Genomic DNA, 16,123 nt, shown 5'->3' with positions numbered 1-16,123 from the left:
GGAAAAGCTACGCGTGCACGATGCGGGAAACAATTATGCCGCGCGAGGCGGACTTGGATGAATTGGTGGCCTTAAACACTTGAACTTATTCTCAACTCGGTCCCATCGCCTTCACTTAAGTTTTAACATAATATGTATTATGCGCATTCACGGATGGGGGGCAGTCGGCCCGGAGGCCCGCTGTGACAAGGCGCGACAGCAAGTCCCCTTGATTCCGCGAAAACTACCTTGCGGACAATTTGTCCTCCCTGCGGTCACTTCAGTACGAGTGCGGATTGTCGTCAGACGAAGCCGCCGCATTCCTCCGGGTCTCGGTTCGACGGTCCGCATCCCATTCACCCTAACGACTCCGGCGCATGCCCAAGGGCGATAACTCCTAGCCAATTAAAGTACGCCGCCGTCGCGGCGCTAGTAACTACCACTAGGTCCAAGTCGCAACACAGTTTTCCAGAAGCGGTCGGCGCCATGACGATCGACATCGAAATGGACGGGCTTGAGGCGAAGCAAACGGCGGAATCGCGGAGGTATCGCTATGTCGTGGTTTAACAATCTGGGCTTTCGTTGGAAGCTGGTTTTGCCGATTACCGTGTTGGCCGTACTGCTGGCATCTGTCGCGACGCTCGCGATGCGCCAAGTTGGACAGCTGGGCGGGACCGTCAACCAATTGGCCGATGAGTACGTCAAGGCACTCGACTACCTGCTGCAGGCGGATCGCGATCTCTATCAGGCCTTGGTCGCCGAGCGCAGCATGATGTTCGTCGACGAAAACTCGGACGAATTCAAACAATTGGCCGCGATGCATGACGAAAACATCGAGCAGGCGCAGACGCGGGCGACGAAGTTTTTCGAAACCACGCAATCGGAGACGGCGCGCGCCCGGGCCGACGAGTTCCAGGCGCTGTTCGGTAACTGGGCGACCACCACCGGTGAGATCGAGCGACAACGTCGCGAAGGCGGCCCGGTCGGCAGGAGCAATGCCATCAAGCTGAGCTTCAACGAAGGCGAGGCGCAGTTCGGGGCGATGCGCGACGTGCTCGACCAGCTCACAGAACAGGTTCAGAAAGAGATCGCCGCCGCAGTCGGTCAAGCGCATGACCGCGTCGACAGCAGCTTTTGGATGCAATCCCTGTCGTTGGCGGCCGGTTTGGCGGTATGCGTTCTGTTGGCGTTCGTCTTCCCTCCCCTGATCACCCGCCCCCTTCGTCGGGTGATCCATACGATCGACGACCTGGCGAACGGCAATGGTGACCTGACGCTGCGCGTCCCGGCCGACAGCAAAGACGAACTCGGCCACCTCGCAAGCAGCCTGAATCAGTTCCTCGACAAGCTGCACGACCTGATCTCGCGTCTGGCCGCAACCGCCAGCACCGTGAAAGACGGCTCCGGACGACTGGCTCAACTCAACGACAAGGCACAGGAGATGCTGGCTGCCCAGCATACCGCCACAGATTCGGTGGCGACCGCCGTGAATGAACTGGCGGCCACGGTGCAAGAGGTCGCGAAGAGCGCCTCGGACGCGGCGAGTTCGGCGGGCCGTGCGGATGCCGACGCGAGAAGCGGTAACGCGCGTGTCCAGGACTCCTTGGCCTCGATCCACGAATTGGCACAGGATGTCGCGCGCGCGGCCGAGGTGATCCAGAGACTCGAGGGCGAATCGGAAAAGGTCGGTTCGGTGTTGGATGTGATTCGCGGCATTGCCGAACAGACCAACCTGCTGGCACTGAACGCTGCGATCGAAGCCGCGCGGGCCGGTGAACAAGGCCGTGGTTTCGCGGTGGTAGCGGATGAAGTGCGCACTTTGGCCAGCCGAACCCAGCAGTCGACCACCGAGATTCAGGCCATGATCGAGCAGCTGCAGGCGGGAGCACGCAGTGCCGTGACGGTGATGACCGAAGGCCAGAAAAAGGTCACGCTCGGTGTGGAGCGGGCGGAGTCGGTGCAACAGTCGCTCAATGAGATTGCCGCAGCTGTCGCTTCGATCAACGATATGAACACGCAGATCGCGAGCGCGGCCGAGGAACAGACCGTTGTGACCGAGGATATCAATCGCAACGTCACCGAAATCAACGCGACCGCGGCGCTCTCGGCGCAGACCGCAGCAGAGGTTTCACACGCCAGCGGCACATTGTCGGAACAAGCCGAGGAACTCGACGCGGTCGTGAAGAACTTCAAGATCTGAGAGGCGGTATCTCGCCGGGTCGAGCGATCCGCGGTCTAGGAGTCGTCCAAACCGCTCTTAACCGCAATGGCCGATTTCGGGTTTCGAACTTCGCCGAGTTGCTGTCCTTCACGGTAACCGGTTGAGATCAAGCGCGAAGCGGGCGCTCCATTTTTGTGTCGCACCGGCAGGCAGGTGGCGATCGTCGCGTTGAACGCCTGCGCGTATTTGGGCGCGTGCAACCCGTACGAGCGGGCCGCCCCGCCGGCCTGGTGGCTTCCCTGCGCTTTCCGCCGAAAAGTGCGCACGATCACCCGCCTCTCAGTCGATGCCCCTGCCCCTGATGCGATCCCCGGCGCGGCTGTTGCAGATGGCACTGCTTCCCGGCATCCGCATCAACGCGTTCATCCCGTGGTGCAGGCAGGAGTCCAGTACCGCGCCCGCGAAAGGCTGGTCTCACTGGGCACGCCAGCGCGGCGAGCACAAGGGACTGCCCTGCTCCCTGATACGTACTCGCGGTCCCCTAACCAACACCCCGGGGCGATACCGGTTGGAGAAATGTTAAGCGAGCGTTAAGACGCGTGTACCCGGCGCACGGTACCTCCGTCGTTCATCCGAGGATCGGGAACAACGCGCGGCAAAGCCAATCTAATCGAGTGAATTGATCCACGAGGAGGTTGTGATCATGAAGACCAAACGTTTGGCCTTGTCGCTCGCCGTTGCAATGTTGCTGCCGATCGCCGGCGTGAGTGTCGCGGCCCCGGATACGGTCGCGGCACCGGCCGCGCAGCTGGAGAATGGTGGTGGCTACCTGGGCATTGGCCTGGTGCCGGTGAGCGACGAGGTCCGCGCTCAGCTTGGCGATGTGCTGCAAGGTGGACAGGGTGTGATGATTCGCGATGTCGCAGCCGATTCCCCCGCTGCTGCCAGTGGACTACAGCCTTACGACATCCTGTTGTCGTACGACGATCAAAAACTCTATTCCGCCGACCAGTTGAGTCGGCTCGTCAGGGCGGACGCGCCGAACCGCAAGGCGGTGTTGACGGTCGTCCGCGGAGGCACCTTGCAGGAGGTCGATGTAACGCTTGGACAGCGACAGGTCGCGGACTTTGCGGCGCCTGGTATCCCGGGGCCCCGTTCGCCCTGGATGTCGATGCCGAGGAATCACTTCCAACCGTACGGATTCCGGTCGGACGATGCCGCGCGTGGCTGGGAGCGTTTCGACGAGCTGTCGCTGAAAAAGTTGGATGACGGGACCTACCAGGCCAGGATCGGTTACCTGGATTCGAATGGCGAGCTGGTGAGCAAGACATTCACCGGCACACGCGAAGCCATTCGGCAGCAACTCACCCACGCGGATGACCTGCCTTCGGTCGAGCGGTCGCAACTGCTCGAGGCGTTGTCCGCGCGGGGTGATGTCCCGTTCATGCGCGGACCCATGTTCGGTCTACATCCGTTCAGACCGCGGGCTTTCGAGGGTTGGCCGGACTATTGATCGCGCACGGATACCGGCGTGCAAGGCGTAAGTCGTTGGGCCAGGCCGATAAGCACGGCCTGGTCGACCATTCGCCAAAATCTCAAATCACGGGAGGGCCGAATGCCTGGCAACATCTTGATCGTACCGTCGCTGCTGGCATTGCTTTCGGGCATCGCGATTCTGATCTGGCCACGCGTGCTGAACTACATTGTCGCGCTGTACCTGATCATGATCGGTTTGATCGGCTTGTTGGGGCATCGCGGTGGCTTCGGGCCATGGTAGAGGCTGCACGATGCGTCGTGCCCGGCTTGCGCACGGCCATCATCGCTTTTCGAGTTCGTTGAGATGGCGCAGGCCGTAGTCCATCGCGCGATTGAGTTGATCGATCTCGACAGAAAAATCGTCGTCGGATGGTTTCGTGCCGGCGGCGATGTCTCTGCGCAGTCGCGCCAGGTGGGATAGCGCCTGCCGCAGCGGTATGTGCAGAGGGTCGCACATCAGGTACTGCTTTGCCTGCAGCAGGGTCTTGACGACGTCACCCGTTTCCTGGCCCTGAATGATGGCCTCCGCACTGTCGATGTGCCGCGCAGCCGCACTGCGTGCCGGATCGTCGGGGAGTCCTTTCAGCGCGAGCCGTATGGGCAACATCCAGGTCAGCGTCGCCTTCGGCTGCCCGTCCCTTTTCGCTGCAAGCGCCGCGTCGATCAGGTTCGCAACACGCGCGCCGGATCCACGACCATTGGCCAACGCCAGCGCGGCATCGGCCCGCGTGAGCAACGTTGTCGCGGCCTCGACATCACTGAGGACCAGTAGACTTTCACGCGCTTGCGATACGCTCTTGATCGCAACTGTCAGCTCCTCCAGCACAAGAAAGGTGGATGCCTCGTCCGGGCAATAGGTCCCGGATTTCACCTCGGGATGGGCGGTGTCTTTGACGTTGTCTGCCGCGAATGGTGCAGACGGCAGCGCCAACATGATGGCGGGCAAGAGCGCAAGGACCCGGGTACGCAACGTTCCATTCATACATCTCTCTCCTGGATTTGTCTTCGGCACGACGACCCTGGATAACATCGGGTCGACGCACACATCAACGGTGGTCACGGCCGATACCACAGACGGCAAAGGCTTCGGCAAACGCCTTCCTGGCATCCTGGTCCATGTGTTCGAACAGGTAACGTCGCGCGGCGCAGACTGACCTGGTGTAACTGTCGCCATCACGCAGGCCTGCGCTGATGTCCCGCCGTCCGACCGGTACGCTGTCGTCCGCGCAGCGGTACCAGATCCATCCCTGCTCGCGCGCCAGCATCGCCGGACCGGAATCGCAGCTCACGCTCACGTAGGGATCGCCGGCATTGAGATCCAACGGCCTGGTGGCGGCCAGCGCCACCGCATCGTTGAGCACCGACAACGGCGTATAGAAGCCGGACTGATCCGTCTCGCGTCGCGGCATCGGCGCGTGGTGGATGGAGTGGTCGCGCTGGTGATTCGCCAGGTGACAACGGCTGCAGTCGTTGAGGCGCTGCAACATCCGCAGGCCTTCGTCGTCCAGCGGTGGGCGCCCGACCGGCGTGCGTGCCTGCCGGCTGAGCCGCATCAGCAGACAGGTCGCCAGATTCCGCGCGTCTTCGTCGCCCGCCGGCCACGACCACCCGAGAACCGGCGCCTGTGCGCCCCCGTGTTCCGGGCGAAGCGCATGAAAACGCTGGCGACCCTGGTCATCGATCGTGGTCCCGCGTACGTCGACCACCGTTTCCTCCGACGCGCCATCCGGGTTCTGGAAAGCGAACATCTCCACGCGGTCCGCTTGGGTGCCGGGCGGAAAGATCAGCGTCGCACGTCGCTGGTCGGGCAGCATCCTGGCGGCAATGCGAGCGCCCGACGGCACCTTCAGAAATACCCGGATGACATCGCTCGTGTCATGGGTCGTCGGCAGGCGGATCGCCGGCACCATCTCGGCGAATTCCTCGCGCCGCCAATGTCCGGCCGGCGACATGATCTCGATCCGCTCGACGTCTGCGGTCGGTCCCTCGCAATCCGCCTGCGTCGCGTCACCGGCCGAGGTGGCACCGGCGATCAGCATCAGCGTCAGCATCGCGGTTGGCACGGCCCGCGACCGAATCGCTTCACAATGCCGATGAATGGGTCGGCGCGCTAGCGCGTCTTGCGCCGTACCCCTGGCCCTGCCGCATGCGTTCCGGTAGTTGTCGTGCACCTTCAACCGGCCTGCTCCCGCCCGACCACCTACAGCGTCGGGTACCCTGTCACCTTGCATGTTCTGCCCGGGCGGTACAAGCCACGCCTCAGGGCGCCGTCGTTGCGACACCTGTTTCGCGCGGGCGCATTGATGGCATCTACATGCTGTGGTGCAGTTGTTTCGACAAAGATGACCCGGAGAGAGTTTCCATCGCGATCTTCGACAGGTGGTGGATGCGGGTACGAAGGAGGCACGATGCAGAACGAAGCGGAGTTGGCCGAATCGGTGCGCCAGGGGTGCATCGCGGCGGCGCTGGAGGCGTACGAAAGCGCTGGCATCAGCGGCCTGTGCGCGGAAGGCCGTTGGGAACTCGCGATCCAGGCGATGCGCTGCCTGGACTTGCGCCCATTATTGACCACAGCGGCGGACCGAGAGGACCCGTGACAGCGGGTTCCGGCGCGGAATCGCCGATGGGCAGCGCCGGCCGCCTGCAGCTGGGTCGCGCTGGATCAGCACCTGACCGGTCGCGCACCCTCGCCCGGCACCCCCGATCCCGACACCCCATCCGACTGTCGAGTTTCTTTACATTCAGGGTCTCCCATATTGAGTACTGGTCGAGAAAAAGCCATCAAGTGATTGACAATTCGTGTGAATGTCTTCGTGGCGTAATTCCTGCTTTGGCTGTTCAATCAACGACTGCGCCGGCTGTGCCCGACGACATCGGGTCGACCTCTGGCTGTCGCAGCCAGCGATTCCCACTGACGGTGGCTGGCACCTGAAAAGGCGGTCGCGAACACTCGGCGCAGTCCATGGCTGAGACGGCAGGCTCGGCGACTCCCGCAGGGATCGGCGGGTTCCGCCGCTGGGGACCCCATCGATTGGAAACAAAAAGGAGAACGATGATGAAATCAGCTATCGCAACGCTTGTGTTGTCAGGTTTCTTGAGCGCGAGCGCCCTTGCGGCCTATTCCACGCCGGTCCGTGTCGTCGAACAACCCGTCGGCACGACGCCGTCCAAAGAGCCCGTGAACTTCTTCTCGGTGATCAGCTTCGCCAACGGCGCCGTGGCGACTTCCGACAACAGCATATTCACCGTGCCGCTCGGCAAGCGCTTCGTCCTGGAATACGTGTCGGCCAGCACAGCGCCCACGTCCTGCAGCTTCAACATGTTCACCCGGGTCACGCTGACGACCGGGGGCAACGCACTCGGTCACGATATGCCGATCGCCCCTTCCTACTCGTCCAGCAACAACTTCCGGAGAAACCTGATGTCCGCCCAGGTGCAGCTCTACGGCGACCCGGGCACGTCTGTGCACCTGTTGCTCAACCGCAGCGTTACGACCTGCTCGTCCGTGGTGTCGGTGAAGTTTTCCGGTTACCTCGAAGACGACTTCTAGTTCGGCACCCGCGGTCGCGCCGTCGGCGCGGCCGGTTTCCGTGGATGCGCTCCGCGCAGCCATCGCCTGACCGTTGGTCGAATCTGCCGGTCGACGGGATGCGTATAGAACGCTCCGTCGACCGGCACGACGATCATTCCCCGATGCCCAGGTGCGTCACCCGTACCAGCTCGATCGCACTCGGATCGACATCGAGCGTTTCCGAGAAATAGGCGCGCTTCGACTTGCTCGAACGCCTGTGGTAGTTGCTCTCGATCTCCTGCAATACGCCGCCATCGCTGCCGACGGCGGTGACCAGCAGTCTCCCGGGTATCATGCCGCGCATCGGGAACGGCTTCTCGACGTACCCGGTCACGGCGACGCTCCCGTCGAGCACGTGCGTCTGCACCATCGACACATGGCCGTTCCGTGAATCCTGGGTGACCACCTGTACCGCGTGACCCGCGGTGGCGCTCTGATTCAAGGTCGAACATCCGGTGATATAGAGCGCAGCGCCCAGAATGGCCGCGCTACGCAACCCTTTCGCCCACATTGGCGTTTTACGATTATTCTGCATCTGATGCCTCGTTAGGTTGATCCTGCTACGGCTTTGCACGGCGCCCTCGGGTTTGATGTCGCATCCGTTGGGTGTCGAAACCGCTTTTCCTCTCTGGCCACCACGCTACGCGATGCCTGCTGACCGTTCGCTGACAATGCATGTCAGCGGTCTGTCAGCCGCCGCATGTTCGAATCGCCACCGTCTTCCAGAGCGATGCCCGAGCGGCATTTCGCGTGGTCAAGGAGAAAGTGACGGTGATTTACGAACGATTGAGCCACCTGGGTCTTGTGGCCATCTTGATCTGCAGTACCCCGGCGATGGCGGCGCAGCCGTCGCCGTCGTTGGCCGAGATGCTGGACGCCGCCCTGGCGCGCAATCCGGGCGTCGAGCTGGCCGATGCCGAACGCAATGTCGGTCAGGCACTGCAACGCAAGGCGGCGCAGCCGCTATCCGGCGATCCGACCTTCAACATCAAATACCAGACCGATGCGGTCGGCAGCGGTTCTGGCTACCGGGAATGGGAAAGCGGCGTCGAACTGCCGCTCTGGCTGCCGGGTCATGCAGGCAGCTATGCGCGCGAGGGCGAACAGGCGCTGTCGGCGTCTGACGCCCTGCTGTCCGCAAAGCGCCTGGATATCGCGGGCGAAGTCCGCGAACGGCTCTGGTCGGCACTGATTGCGCGCGGCGAGGCCGCCCAGTCACAAGCCGCCGTCGAGGCGGCCAACGAACTATTCGTCGACGTGCAGCGTCGCGTCGAGGCCGGTGAGCTCCCCCGCTCAGACCGGCTGCTGGCCGAGAAGACGCTGCTCGAACACCAGGAGTCCGCCGAGCAGGCCAAGACGCGCGCCCGCCAGGCCGCCCTGTTGTTCGACCGCTATACCGGCCTCGATCTTCCCGAGCGGCCCGATCAGGAACAACCGCTGCTGGAAGATCAGATCGGCGAGGATCACCCCGCCATGCGGCTGTCCCAAGCACGCGTCGAACAAGCGCGTGCACGACGCGACCGTGTCAGCAGCGAGCGCCGCACCGGACCGAGCGTCTGGGTGGGTGGAAAGAGCGCGAAGGCCATGGCCGGCAGCGACTACGACTCGGCGATCGGTGTCGAGATCAGCATGCCGTTTGGCACCGGCGGCCACACGGCCCCCGCCCTGGCCGAGGCCGAGGCTTCACTGACCCAGGCCCAGGTCGAGGCCACCGCGACACGTCTCGCGCTCGAAGACGAGCTGGCCCGCGCCGCGCTGGAGCTCGAACGTGCCAGGGCCGCAACCGCCCAGACCGAAAGGCGCAGCCGCCTTGCCGAAGAGAGCCTGAAACTCAGCCGTCGTGCCTTCTCGCTCGGAGAGACCGATCTGATCCGCCTGCTCCAGGCGCAGGCGGACGCGCTGGCGGCGCGCCACGATCTCGAAATTCGTCAACTGGAACTTGGCCAGGCGGTCGCCCGGCTCAATCAAGCCCAAGGAGTGATCCCTCAATGAATACACGCCTCGTCACGATGATGCTGACGGCTGCGTTGACTGTCGGCGCCAATGCCGCGCAGAAAGCGCCGATCGATCAAGCGCAACGTGCTGCATTCGGAATCCAGACGGTTGCGGTGCAGCCGGCTAGCAGTCCGATGAGCAAACCCTATCCCGCGAAGGTCGCTGTGCCCAACGCCCAACACCGTGTGATCAGCGCCCCGCTGGACGGTGTGGTGGAGACCCTGCTGGTCGCCGAGGGTGAACCGGTGAAGGCCGGTCAGCCGCTTGCACGCATGCGCAGCCAGGGGCTGCTCGAGCTGCAGGCTGCGTACCTCGAGTCGCGTACCCGTCGACTGCTCAGCGGCGAGACCCTGGCACGCGACCGACAGCTGCATAAGGAAGGCATTGTCGCCCGCCGGCGCCTGCTCGAGAGCGAGTCCGCACACCGGGAGATGTTGACCGCCGAGTCGCGCGACCGCCAGGCATTGGTGTTGGCCGGCATGCCGGAATCCGCCATCGACACGCTGACCAAGACACAGCAGCTGACCACGACGCTGGACGTGTCCGCACCGCTCGACGGGGTCGTCCTCGAACAGCTGGCGACCGCAGGGCAGCGTCTCGCCGCTTCCGATCCGCTCTACCGTGTCGGCGACCTCTCCAGCCTCTGGGTCGAGGTGCACGTGCCGTTGGACGCGCTCGGCGATATCGGCCCCGGCAGTGATGTGCGGCTGTCACAAGGACTCGCGGCGAAGGTGATCACCGTGGGACGCATGGTGCACGGCACCGATCAGGGTGTCCTCGTGAGGGCCGAGGTCAGGGAAGGGACCGAGGCGCTGCGTCCCGGCCAGTTCGTCGAGGCGCGCCTGGTCCAACAGACCGACGACAGCGCCGTGCGTGTGCCGGCACCGGCCCTGCTGCGCATCGACGGTGTGGACCAGGTGTTCATCGAGCGGCCTGACGGTTTCGAAGCCGTTGCGGTCCATGTCCTCAACCGCGAGGCCGACGAAGTGGATGTCAAGGGAAGTCTTTCGGTAGGCGACCAGGTCGTGGTCAGCGGTACCGTGGCATTGAAGGCGGCACTCGCCGCGGGAGTCGAGTGATGCTCGCCAGAATCGTTCAGTTCGCGCTGACACAGCGCCTGCTGGTGCTGCTGTCGATGCTGGTGTTGATCGGAGGCGGCTGGCAGGCATTTCGCAGCACGCCGATCGATGCCTTTCCGGACGTATCGACCACGCAGGTCAAGATCATCGTCAAGGCACCCGGCATGACACCCGAGGAGGTCGAGACGCGTATCACGGCACCGATCGAGGTCGAGATGCTTGGCATCCCACGCCAGGCGATGCTGCGCTCGGTGGCCAAGTACGCGCTGACCGACATCACGGTGGATTTCGAGGAAGGTACCGATATCTACTGGGCACGCCAGCAGGTCAGCGAGCGGCTGAATGCCATCTGGGGTGACCTGCCGACCGACATCAGTGGCGGTATCGCACCGCTGACCACGCCGCTGGGCGAGATGTTCATGTTCACGATCGAAGGTGGCGAACTCGACACGATGCAGCGGCGCGAACTGCTCGACTGGGTGATCCGCCCCGCGCTGCGCAGCGTACCCGGAGTCGCGGATGTCAACGCCCTCGGGGGCCTGGTGCGTACCTTCGAGGTCGTGCCCGACAACACCCGGTTGACCGCGCGCGGCATCAGCCTGATGCAGCTGCGCGAAGCCCTGGAACGCAACAACCGCAACGACGGCGCCGGACGACTCAACGATGGCGAAGAATCGCTACTGGTACGCACCGAGGGCAGCATCCGCACCCTGGATGACGTCGCGCAGATCGTCGTCAAGGCCGACCCGGCGCAACCCGTGCGCATCGGCGACGTCGCCGACGTCCGTCTCGGCGCGCTGACCCGCTATGGCGCCGTCACGCACGACGGCGTCGGCGAGATCGTCGAAGGCCTGGTGCTGGGATTGCGGGGTGCGAACGCACGCGACGTCGTCCAGGGGGTGCGCGCCAAGATCGAGGAGCTGACACCCAGCCTACCCACCGGCGTGAACATCCGCGTGTTCTACGACCGTGGCAACCTCGTCGAACGTGCCGTCGGCACCGTCTCCAAGGCACTGACGGAAGCGATCGTGCTGGTACTCATACTGCTCGTGCTGTTCCTGGGGGATCTGCGCGCCGCACTCACGGTCGCGTTGATTCTGCCGCTCGCGGCGCTGGCCACCTTCATTCTGATGAACAGCTTCGGCCTCTCGGCGAACCTCATGTCGCTCGGCGGGCTTGCGATCGCGATCGGTATGCTGGTCGACGCGGCCGTCGTGGTGGTCGAGAACATCGTCACAACCCTCGCGCACCATGGCGACAAGGCGAAACTGCCGCGTCTGCACCTGATCTATCGCGCCACCCGCGAGGTCGCCGTGCCTGTGACTTCCGGCATCATGATCATCGTGATCGTGTTCCTGCCGCTGCTCACCCTGCAGGGACTGGAAGGCAAGCTGTTCGTGCCGGTCGCTTTGACCATCGTCTTCGCGCTGACGGCATCCCTGGTCCTGTCGCTCACGATCATACCCGTGCTGTCGTCGTACCTGCTCGGCCGGCCGAAAGAGGAAGACCCCTGGCTGGTCCGCAAGATATCGGCGACCTACCTGCCGCTGTTGCATTGGAGCCTGGCGCACAGCCGAACGGTCGTCATCGTCGCCCTCGCGATGCTGGCCGCCGCCGGCGCCCTGTACACGCAGGTCGGCAAGGCCTTCATGCCATCGATGGACGAGGGCGACCTGATCGTGCAGCTCGAGAAACTGCCTTCGATCAACCTGGAGAAATCGATCGAGCTGGACCAGCGCGTGCAGCGTGCGATCCTCGAGCATGTGCCCGAGGTGACCGGCATCGTGGCACGGACCGGCTCGGATGAACTGGGTCTGGACCCGATGGGCCTCAACCAGACGGACTCGTTCCTGGTGCTCAAGCCACGCGATCAATGGCGCATGGAAACCAAGGACGAACTGATCGCCGAGATCCGCACGGTGCTGGAGAAGTTTCCCGGCGTCGACTATGCATTCACGCAGCCGATCGAGATGCGCGTATCCGAGATGCTGACCGGGGTACGCGGAGACCTGGCGATCAAGATCTTCGGTGACAGCCAGGATGAGCTGAACCGGATCGCGGAACAGATCGTGGGTGTCGTCGAACAGATCGCGGGCGCCGAAGACGTGTTCACGCCGCGCAACGAAGGGGCCTTGTACTACGAGTTGAAGGTCGACCGCCTGGCGGCAGGCCGCCTGGGCCTCGATGTCGACACGCTCGAAGACAGCCTGCGCGCCCAGGTCGAGGGTGTCCAGGTCGGTACCGTCTACGAAGGTGCGCGGCGCACACCGCTGGTCGTGCGCGGACCTGCAGACCTGCGCGACTCGGCGGCCGTCTTCGGTGCGCTGCAGCTGACCCTGCCGGACGGGCAGCGTGTGCCGCTGTCCTCCCTGGTCACCTTGCAGCGGGCCGAGGGGCCGGTGGCGGTACAACGCGAACGCGGCAACCGCATGGCGGTGGTGGTCGCCAATGTCGCCGGCCGGGACCTAGTCGGCTTCGTCGAGGAGGCACGCCAGCGCGTCGCAGACCAGGTCGAGCTGCCGTCCGGATACTACTTCGAATGGGGCGGCGAGTTCGAAAACCAGCAGCGCGCCGCACAACGCCTGTCGGTCGTCGTGCCGGTCGCGCTCGGCCTGATCTTCCTGTTGTTGTTTACGACCTTCCGTTCGGTACGCCAAGCCGCACTGGTGCTGACCAACGTGCCGTTCGCGATGATCGGAGGCATCGTCGCCTTGTGGCTCACCAATGAATACCTCTCGGTGCCGGCGTCCGTGGGTTTCATCGCGCTGCTCGGCATCGCGGTACTCAACGGCGTGGTCATGGTGACCTATTTCAACCAACTCGGTGCCCAGGGCATTCCGATCGGGCAATTGGTGGTCGAGGGTGCCAGGCGTCGACTGCGCCCGGTACTGATGACCGCCAGCATTGCGGCGTTCGGCCTGGTCCCGCTGTTGTTCGCCAGCGGGCCGGGTTCCGAGATCCAGCGACCTCTGGCGATCGTGGTGATCGGCGGCCTGATCTCATCGACCGCGTTGACACTGATCCTCTTGCCGATCCTGTATCGCAGATTCGGCATGGAACCGAAAGGAGCCTGACATGACCGAGACCTGTTTGCTGGACATCGTGGTATCGCCCGAGGTGGAGGATGCCGTCACCGACTGGTTGCTGGATCAGCCGACCGTACAGGGTTTCACCAGTTATCCGATCGCCGGGCACGGGAGTTCGGCACATTCGATGTCGCTCCGCGAGCAAGTCGCCGGACGGCGCCGACAGGTATTGTTCAAGCTGCACCTGCCGTGCGTTGAAGCCCAGTTGCTGCTGACGAAGATCAAGCAGGAATTTCACGGTAGCGGCATGCACTACTGGCTGATTCCGGTCATCGAATCCGGCCATCTCGACTGATGGCCGAATTTCTCTTGCCGGTGTAGGCTTTGCGAATGCTTCGGAAACGCAATATCAGGATGGGCATTCTGGTGACGGCCATCGCGCTGATCGCGATGGCCGGGATCGCCGCTGAGCGTGAGCGTGACCCCGGCTGGCATGAGCGCGACAGTGCCTACGAAATGGCACGCGAGGCGGTCACGCGCGGCGACGCCCTGCCCCTGTCCGAGGTGCGTCGTCGTCTGCATCAGGTGACACCGGGAAAGATCGTTGCGACGCACTACGAGTATGAGTTTGAACGCTGGGTCTACGAGTTCAAGATCGTCGATCCCGAGGGCCGGTTGCAGAAGATTCACCTGGATGCCCACACCGGTGAATTCATCATGAAATCGGACTACTGATGCGCGTTCTGTTGGTGGAAGACGACCCCAAGGTCGCCGAAGGCGTCGTTTCGGCGCTGGAGACATCGGGATATGTCGTCGACCATGTCGACGACGGCGAGGCCGCTTGGTTCAAGGGCGGCACAGAACCCTATTCCGCAGTGATTCTCGACCTCGGACTGCCGGGCATGGACGGTCTTGCGGTGCTCAAGGGATGGCGCGAAGAGGGACGGGACTTTCCGGTCCTGGTGCTGACGGCACGCGGCAGCTGGAACGAACGTGTCGAGGGCATCGATGCCGGAGCCGACGATTACCTGCCCAAGCCGTTTCGGATCGAGGAACTGCTTGCACGACTGCGGGCGATCGTACGTCGTTCCACCGGGCAGGCGACCCCGGTGATCGAGGTCGGTGCCCTGACACTCGATACCCGGCGCATGCAGGTGACGGTCGACGGTAAACCGATCCACCTGTCACCGCAGGAGTATCGTCTGGTCAGCTACCTGGTCCAGCACGCCGGCAGGGTCGTCTCGCAGCTCGAGCTGACCGAACAACTGTATTCGCAGGATTTCGAGCGCGATTCGAACGCAATCGAGGTGATGGTCGGGCGGGTCCGCAGGAAGCTGGGCAACAAGCTGATCGAAACGCGTCGCGGTTTCGGTTACTTGATCGAAAAGCCGGAAACGTGAAACTGCATTCGCTGAGAATTCGGCTGCTGGTTGCAGCAGCCATTTCGATCAGCGTCGCATCGATCGTCGCCGGCTTCGGGATGGTGCAGCTGTTCGGACATCACGTCGAACGCCGGCTGGACGCGGAACTCGAGTCCTATCTCACCGAGTTGATCGGACGTATCGAGCCCGATGGCGCGGGAGGGTTCGTGCTGACCAGGCCACTGTCCGATCCACGCTTCGACGAACCGCTGAGCGGACTGTACTGGCAGATACAGGATGACAAGCACCACGTGCTGATTCGTTCGCGCTCCCTGTGGGACAGCATGCTGAAACTGCCGCGCGACGAACTGACCCTGGGTGTCGTACATCGTCACGAGCTGCCGGGGCCGGCGGATCAGTTCCTGCTGGTACGTGAACAACAGGTGGTCGTGTTGCCGACAACCGAGCCGCATCGACTGCGCGTCGTGGTCGCCGTCGATCGGACCGACCTGATCGCCGCGCGCGACGCATTCGCCGTCGACCTGATGCCGTTCATCGCCGTGTTGGCCGGCGCCTTGATGCTGGCGAGCTGGTTCCAGGTGAAGACCGGGCTCTCTCCGCTCGATCGTATTCGCCGGGGCGTGCAGGCCGTGCGTTCCGGAGCGCATCACCGCCTGACCGAACGCTTCCCCGAGGAGGTGCAACCCCTGGTCGACGAGATCAACGAGCTCCTCGAAGCACGTGATCGTACGGTCGAGGCGGCGCGCGCCTGGACCGCCGACCTGGCGCACGGCTTGAAGACGCCCCTGACCGCCCTGACCGCCGATGCACAACGACTGCGCACCCAGGGTGAGTCCGGCATGGCGGACGATCTCGAGCACCTGGCGCAGACGATGCGCCAGCGCGTCGATCGCGAACTGATCCGGGCCCGGCTGCGCAGCGAGGCGGGCGCCCGCGAGCAGCATGCCGACCTGGTGAAAGTATTGCGGGGAGTGATCAAGACCCTGCAACGCACGCCGACCGGCGAAGAGCTTGCCTGGGAGCTCGTCTTACCCGACCGGGAGTACGTCCGTCTGCCGCCGGCCGACCTTGCCGAGCTGCTCGGCAACCTGCTCGACAATGCGACCAAGTGGGCACGCAGCCGGGTCCGCGTGCGCAGCGTGGGCGACGATAAATGCAAGGTCCTGATCGAAGACGACGGTCCCGGCGTCACCGAGCAGCAACGACGCCTGATCGGCCAACGGGGGCTGCGCCTGGATGAGCAGACGTCCGGGACCGGTCTCGGACTGGCCATCGCGCAGGATATCCTCAACGCCTACGGTGGCGAACTGGAGTTCGGGGTATCGGATCTGGGCGGGCTTCAGGTGTGCGTCCAGCTACCGGCCTATCGGGCGCGCGCGGCTTGACGCCGCGAT

At 63.7% G+C, this 16,123-nt stretch carries 15 protein-coding genes; 12 read left to right on the top strand and 3 right to left on the bottom strand.

The features are described from left to right. Window positions 1-532: 532 nt before the first annotated feature. The 3 genes from H6955_18575 to H6955_18565 all read left to right on the top strand — a co-directional run bounded on the left by H6955_18575 (window position 533) and on the right by H6955_18565 (window position 3,917). On the top strand, window positions 533-2,179 hold the full coding sequence (locus H6955_18575; protein MCP5315571.1) for a methyl-accepting chemotaxis protein: 1,647 nt from the start codon (window positions 533-535) through the stop codon (window positions 2,177-2,179). A gap of 664 nt (window positions 2,180-2,843) precedes the next feature. Beyond that, entirely contained in the window at window positions 2,844-3,653 is an 810-nt protein-coding gene (locus H6955_18570; GenBank protein MCP5315570.1) for a PDZ domain-containing protein, read from the top strand. 102 nt (window positions 3,654-3,755) lie between these two features. Then, window positions 3,756-3,917, top strand: a complete 162-nt coding sequence (locus H6955_18565) for a DUF3096 domain-containing protein (GenBank protein MCP5315569.1) — start codon at window positions 3,756-3,758, stop codon at window positions 3,915-3,917. A 39-nt stretch (window positions 3,918-3,956) separates the two neighbouring features. On the opposite strand, the gene H6955_18560 is transcribed toward H6955_18565, so the two are convergent. Beyond that, window positions 3,957-4,658 (bottom strand): hypothetical protein, encoded by a 702-nt coding sequence (locus H6955_18560; protein ID MCP5315568.1) that lies wholly within the window; start codon window positions 4,656-4,658, stop codon window positions 3,957-3,959. 64 nt (window positions 4,659-4,722) lie between these two features. Beyond that, complete coding sequence (locus H6955_18555; GenBank protein ID MCP5315567.1) at window positions 4,723-5,739, bottom strand: hypothetical protein; 1,017 nt, start codon at window positions 5,737-5,739, stop codon at window positions 4,723-4,725. Between the two features lie 345 nt (window positions 5,740-6,084). On the opposite strand from H6955_18555, the gene H6955_18550 reads away from it, so the two are divergent. Both H6955_18550 and H6955_18545 read left to right on the top strand, forming a co-directional pair. After that, window positions 6,085-6,273: an acetyltransferase gene (locus tag H6955_18550; GenBank protein MCP5315566.1), complete on the top strand. Its 189-nt coding sequence runs from the start codon at window positions 6,085-6,087 to the stop codon at window positions 6,271-6,273. A gap of 458 nt (window positions 6,274-6,731) precedes the next feature. Continuing rightward, window positions 6,732-7,226 (top strand): hypothetical protein, encoded by a 495-nt coding sequence (locus H6955_18545; protein MCP5315565.1) that lies wholly within the window; start codon window positions 6,732-6,734, stop codon window positions 7,224-7,226. 133 nt (window positions 7,227-7,359) lie between these two features. Here H6955_18545 and H6955_18540 read toward each other — a convergent pair whose 3' ends face one another. After that, window positions 7,360-7,782, bottom strand: coding sequence for a hypothetical protein (locus tag H6955_18540; GenBank protein ID MCP5315564.1), 423 nt, complete (start codon window positions 7,780-7,782; stop codon window positions 7,360-7,362). 236 nt (window positions 7,783-8,018) lie between these two features. Here H6955_18540 and H6955_18535 point away from each other — a divergent pair, with 236 nt between their 5' ends. From H6955_18535 to H6955_18505, 7 genes are read left to right on the top strand one after another with little or no spacing between them, the layout of a single operon-like run. Beyond that, entirely contained in the window at window positions 8,019-9,239 is a 1,221-nt protein-coding gene (locus H6955_18535) for a TolC family protein (protein ID MCP5315563.1), read from the top strand. Further along, complete coding sequence (locus H6955_18530; GenBank protein ID MCP5315562.1) at window positions 9,236-10,321, top strand: efflux RND transporter periplasmic adaptor subunit; 1,086 nt, start codon at window positions 9,236-9,238, stop codon at window positions 10,319-10,321. The genes H6955_18535 and H6955_18530 overlap by 4 nt, the downstream gene beginning before the upstream one ends. Then, window positions 10,321-13,395 (top strand): efflux RND transporter permease subunit, encoded by a 3,075-nt coding sequence (locus H6955_18525; GenBank protein ID MCP5315561.1) that lies wholly within the window; start codon window positions 10,321-10,323, stop codon window positions 13,393-13,395. The genes H6955_18530 and H6955_18525 overlap by 1 nt, the downstream gene beginning before the upstream one ends. A gap of 1 nt (window position 13,396) precedes the next feature. Continuing rightward, a complete protein-coding gene (locus H6955_18520; GenBank protein ID MCP5315560.1) occupies window positions 13,397-13,702 on the top strand; it encodes a DUF3240 family protein in 306 nt (101 codons plus the stop codon). A gap of 59 nt (window positions 13,703-13,761) precedes the next feature. After that, window positions 13,762-14,082 (top strand): PepSY domain-containing protein, encoded by a 321-nt coding sequence (locus H6955_18515; GenBank protein MCP5315559.1) that lies wholly within the window; start codon window positions 13,762-13,764, stop codon window positions 14,080-14,082. After that, window positions 14,082-14,747: a response regulator transcription factor gene (locus tag H6955_18510; protein MCP5315558.1), complete on the top strand. Its 666-nt coding sequence runs from the start codon at window positions 14,082-14,084 to the stop codon at window positions 14,745-14,747. The genes H6955_18515 and H6955_18510 overlap by 1 nt, the downstream gene beginning before the upstream one ends. After that, entirely contained in the window at window positions 14,744-16,114 is a 1,371-nt protein-coding gene (locus H6955_18505; protein ID MCP5315557.1) for a HAMP domain-containing histidine kinase, read from the top strand. The genes H6955_18510 and H6955_18505 overlap by 4 nt, the downstream gene beginning before the upstream one ends. Window positions 16,115-16,123 lie beyond the last annotated feature (9 nt).

Source organism: Chromatiaceae bacterium, from assembly GCA_024235395.1.
GTDB lineage: Bacteria > Pseudomonadota > Gammaproteobacteria > Chromatiales > Chromatiaceae > Thiosocius.
Note: the sequence above shows the minus strand (reverse complement) of the source record. Positions and strands in the feature narration are given on the sequence as shown.